Below are 5,020 nucleotides of genomic sequence, written 5' to 3' on the forward strand. Positions count from 1 at the left end.
CCAGCTATCTCCGCCACGGGGCAGGCAAGCGGCTCTGGCACAGCTTCGTGTCGAGGCTTGAAAGCGAACGGTCCTGCGACGAGGATGAGGCGATCGAGGCGGCGCAGGCCGCTTTCGCCGCCTTCGAACTGGCGGCGGACCGCGTATGAACGAGGCGGTTAATCTCACCAATTGCGATCGCGAGCCGATCCACGTTCCCGGCAGCGTGCAGCCTTACGGCTTTCTGCTCACGGTGCTCTCCGATTTAACGATCTGCATGGCGTCCGAGAATGCCGGCAGCTTCCTCGCGACCGAAGTGGCCGATCTGCTCCAGCAGCCGCTGTCGCGGGTTTTCTCCGAAGCTGCCGTCGAGACCATCCGCCGCCACGTCGACCATTTGAGCGGGCCGGATGCGACCGAGCGCCTGTTCGGCATCGAGATACAGACCGGCAAGCCGCCATACGATCTCTCGATCCATTTCTCCGGGGTCTATCTCGTCATCGAGGCGGAGCCCAGCGTCGAGGAGCCCGGTGTCAATTCCGGTGAGCTGGTCCGCCTGATGCTGGAGCGGATCCGCAAGACGCGCGGCATGGACGAACTGGCACGGGAAGCCGCGCGCCAGCTCAAGGTGCTGACCGGATTCGATCGCGTCATGGTCTACCAGTTTCATCCGGACGGGTCCGGGGAAGTCATCGCAGAGACCGCGCAAGCAGGACTCGAATCCTTCCTCGGCCTCCATTATCCGGCGTCCGACATTCCCCGGCAGGCCCGCATCCTCTATCAGCGCAACTGGCTGCGCATCATTGCCGACATCAACGCCAGGCCCGCTGCGCTGGTCTCCACGCCCACGCACAACGCCGGTCTGCTCGATCTTTCGATGAGCGTGTTGCGATCGGTCTCGCCGATCCACATCGAATATCTGCGCAACATGGGCGTCGCCGCGTCGATGTCGGTGTCGATCCTGCGCGAAGGCAAGCTGTGGGGCTTGTTCGCCTGCCATCATTACTCGCCGCGCTATATCTCGTTCGAGAAGCGCACCGCGGCCGAGCTGTTCGGACAGATGTTCTCCTGGATCGTCGAGGGACGCGAGCGCGAGGGCGATGTGGCCTATGAGGCGCGAGCTCACCAGGTCCAGGAGCGCTTGATCGAAATCGCGGCCTCACACGAGCACAGCCGGCGTGCGATCGTCGACTTTCTCGGCGACTATCGCAAGATGATCGCGTGCGACGGCGTCGCGGTCTGGTCCGACAACAAGATCGCGCTCGAGGGCGAGACGCCCACAGAAGACGAGGTGAAGGACCTCGTTGCCTTCATCAACAGGACGTCGCCGGGACGAATCTTCGCCAGCGCCGAGATTGCCAAGGTCTATGCCGCCGGCCAGGCGTTCCGCGACCGCGCGGCGGGCTTTCTCGCCATTCCGATCTCGCGGAGCCCGCGCGACTGCCTGATCTTCTTCCGCCGCGAGGTCACGCGCTCGGTGAACTGGGCAGGCGCCCCCAACAAGGTCTACGACGAGGGCCCGAACGGGCCGCGGCTGACGCCGCGCAAGAGCTTCGAGCTCTGGCAGGAAACGGTGGCCGGCCAGTCGAAGCCGTGGTCGGCGGCCGATATCCGCATCGCCGAGAGCCTGCGCGTCACGCTGCTGGAGGTGATCCTGCAATTGTCCGACCTCGCCGCGCGCGAGCGCCGTGGGGCGCAGGAGCGGCAGGAGTTGATGATCGCCGAGCTCAATCATCGCGTCCGCAACATCCTGAGCCTGGTGCGTGCGCTGGTGGCGCAGAGCAAGGACACCGCGACGAGCGTGGAGGAGTTTGCCAGCGTGCTCGGCGGCCGCATCCAGGCGCTGGCCCGTGCCCACGATCAGATCACCAACCTGAACTGGGCGCCGGTGGCGCTGCGAACCCTCGTCGAATCCGAGGCCGGCGCCTATCTCGGGGCTCGCGCGGGCCGGGTGAAACTGGGTGGACCGGACGTCGCGCTTGATCCCAAGGCGTTTGCCACCCTCGCCCTCGTCGTGCACGAGATGATGACGAACTCCGCCAAGTACGGCGCGCTCGCCGATTCCACCGGGAATGTCGAGGTGGTTTGGCGCCTCGATCCCGCGTCGAGCCTCGTGATCGAATGGAAGGAAAGCGGCGGCCCGCCGGTGCAGCCGCCCACGCGGCGCGGCTTCGGCACCACGATCATCGAGCGCTCGGTGCCGTTCGATCTCAAGGGCGATGCCGAAATCCGTTTCGATCTTCTGGGAGTCCAGGCGAAGTTCGTCATTCCCGCCAATTTCGTTGAACTTGTGCCATCAATTGCAGGAGCCGCCATGCGGATCGAGGAGCAGCAGGCCAACCGTCCGCGGATTTCGGAGACTGCGCTGATCGTGGAGGACAATCTGATCATCGCCATGGCGGCCGAGGTCATCCTGCTCGATCTTGGCGCCCGCCACGTCGACACCGCCGCGAGCGTCGACCAGGCGCTGCGCTCGATCGAGCGCACGCGGCCGAGCTTTGCTCTGCTCGACCTCAACCTCGGCAGCGAGAGCAGCATCAAGGTGGCGCAGAAGCTGAAGGAAATCGGCGTGCCCTTCATCTTTGCAACCGGCTACGGCGAACGCGCGCCTCTGCCGGCGGAGCTGGCCTCGGTGCCGGTCGTCCAGAAGCCGTACACGCTCGAAGTAGTCGAGCACGCCCTCGGCAAACTGCAGCGGGCCGGCGCCGCGTGAGCGTTGGCATGGAGCGCTCTGCATGACGCTGCGCATTGGCGTGCAAACTCTGCATAGCTGCCGAGAAAAACAGCAGGTTTCGTGCCGCCCGATCTCAATCGCGCGAAAAATTTGAAGGTTCAATTAACGAGTGTCCTCCATTGTGTCGCGGCGCAGCGTGGGTCGCGAGAATGCGACGCGCGGCTGCCGGGGTGGCCGGTCACGATCGCCGGAATCGTTCGGCCGCCCGAAGTGGAATGCATCTGGGTGGACAGTGGGAATGCCGAAATTTCGTTTGCGGATCAGGGGACGCCTGTACGCAGGCTTCATGGCCCTGGTGGCGGTCGGTCTCGTGATGGCAGTCGTTGCCATCTGGAATTTGCGGGACGTGCAGGATCAGGTCGCAAGACAATCCGCCCTCTCGGACAGCACGGCGCGGGTGCTGGAAATATCGGCGCATCTCCAGGCGATCCAGCGGGCCAACCTGCGTTACGTCTACGACGCCAACGAGTCCGCGATGAAGGAGGCCTCCGAGCGGGAGACCGCGGCGACCGAACTGCTGCGGGTCGGCGCCAAGGGGACGATCTCGGAGCAGCGGCGCGCGCTCTATAACGGCCTGATCGACGACATTGCCAAAATGCGACGCCTGCGTGACAATCTCGGCGACGCCGTCAACGAGACGAGAACGGGCAAGGCGACGCTGCTGCCGAGTGGCGAGGATCTGGCCACCAAAACGAACAAGCTCGTCGACGTGGCGCGCGCCGCCGTCGATGAAGATACCGCCTCCCTCGTCGCGGATCTCGAGTCGCGAATCCTGCTCGTAAGGATCGTAAACTGGCGTTTTCTGGCCCTTCGCGATGCCCAGGGCCCTGCGACCTTCAGGGCGAGCATCGACAGGGCATTGCAACGGCTCGGGGCACTCGAAAAGAGCCCGCAGGCGGCCGTGTTGCGCGCCACGCTGGCGCCGGTGAAGACCTCGCTTGAGACCTACAAGACGGCGTTCGAGACCACCTCTGCAGCGATGCTCAAGGCAGACGAGATCTACCACAAGGACCTCGCGCCCCTCATCGCCGACAGCATCGGCAGGCTCAAGGTCGCGGAAGCGACGCTGAAGACGGACTATCAGGCATCGCGCACCACCGCCGAGGCCGTGATCTCCGGCACGACGACCGTTCAGGCGATCGCCGGTGGCCTCGCCATCCTGTTCGGCGGCCTCGTCGCCTTCCTGATCGCTCGCAGCATCGTCGGCCCGCTGGCCTCGATGACGCAGGCAATGGGGTGGCTTGCCGGCGGCAATCTCGAGGTCGAGATTCCCGGCCGCGGCAGGGCCGACGAGATCGGGGACATGGCCAAGGCAATCCAGGTGTTCAAGGACAACATGATCGAGACCGAGCGCATGCGCACCGAGCAAGCCGAGCTCGAGGCGCGTCAGGCCGAGAACCGCAAGAAGGACATGGCCCGGCTGGCCGATCAGTTCGAGCAGGCCGTGGGTGAGATCGTCAACACGGTGTCATCGGCGTCGAACGAGCTGGAAGCCTCCGCGGGCACCTTGACCACCACCGCCGCGCGCGCTCAGGACCTCTCGACGGAGGTCGCCAGCGCCTCGCAGGAGGCTTCGGCCAATGTGCAGGCGGTCGCCTCGGCGACCGAGGAGCTCTCGTCCTCGGTGTCCGAGATCGCGCGCCAGGTGCAGGAATCCGCCCGCATCGCCACCGAGGCCGTCGGTCAGGCAAGCCGGACCAACGAGCGCGTCGGCGCGCTCTCCAAGGCAGCCGCGCGGATCGGCGACGTCGTCGAGCTGATCAGCACCATCGCCGGCCAGACCAACCTCTTGGCGCTGAACGCCACGATCGAGGCAGCCCGTGCGGGCGATGCCGGCCGCGGCTTTGCGGTGGTCGCTACCGAGGTCAAGGCGCTCGCCGAGCAGACCGCCAGGGCCACCGGCGAGATTGCCCAGCAGATCTCCGGCATCCAGGCCGCCACGGAAGAATCCGTCGGCTCGATCCGGGAGATCAGCGGCACCATCGAGCGGCTGTCGGAGATTGCGTCGACGGTCGCTGCCGCCGTGGAGCAGCAGGGCGCCGCGACGCAGGAGATCTCCCGCAACGTCCAGCAGGCGGCCCAGGGCACGCAGCTCGTCTCCTCCAACATCGGTGACGTCCAGCGCGGCGCCTCCGAGACCGGCTCGGCCTCCTCGCAGGTGCTGTCGGCGGCCCGTTCGCTCTCGGCCGACAGCAACCGGCTGAAACAGGAAGTGGCCAAGTTCCTGGGCTCGGTCCACGCCGCCTGACGTCGAAGCCAAGAGGCCACGCGCATGCGCGTGGCCTCGACGTCGAAAGTGACGTGATC

At 65.8% G+C, this 5,020-nt stretch carries 2 protein-coding genes; both read left to right on the forward strand.

Going from position 1 to position 5,020, the window contains the following annotated elements; all coding sequences use genetic code 11:
* The first annotated feature begins 145 nt into the window (after positions 1-145).
* Positions 146-2,692: an HWE histidine kinase domain-containing protein gene (locus JHD07_RS32565; protein WP_291629598.1), complete on the forward strand. Its 2,547-nt coding sequence runs from the start codon at positions 146-148 to the stop codon at positions 2,690-2,692.
* A 259-nt stretch (positions 2,693-2,951) separates the two neighbouring features.
* The gene (locus JHD07_RS32570) at positions 2,952-4,961 is read left to right on the forward strand and encodes a HAMP domain-containing methyl-accepting chemotaxis protein (protein WP_291629600.1); all 2,010 of its coding nucleotides are present in this window, start codon (positions 2,952-2,954) and stop codon (positions 4,959-4,961) included.
* Positions 4,962-5,020 lie beyond the last annotated feature (59 nt).

This window comes from Bradyrhizobium sp. (assembly GCF_016462955.1).
Classification (GTDB): domain Bacteria; phylum Pseudomonadota; class Alphaproteobacteria; order Rhizobiales; family Xanthobacteraceae; genus Bradyrhizobium.

What these genes read in the sequence shown, in the direction of transcription:
- JHD07_RS32565 (WP_291629598.1), top strand. Translation starts at nt 146, where the DNA reads ATGAACGAGGCGGTTAATCTCACCAATTGCGATCGCGAGCCGATCCAC.
- JHD07_RS32570 (WP_291629600.1), top strand. Translation starts at nt 2,952, where the DNA reads ATGCCGAAATTTCGTTTGCGGATCAGGGGACGCCTGTACGCAGGCTTC.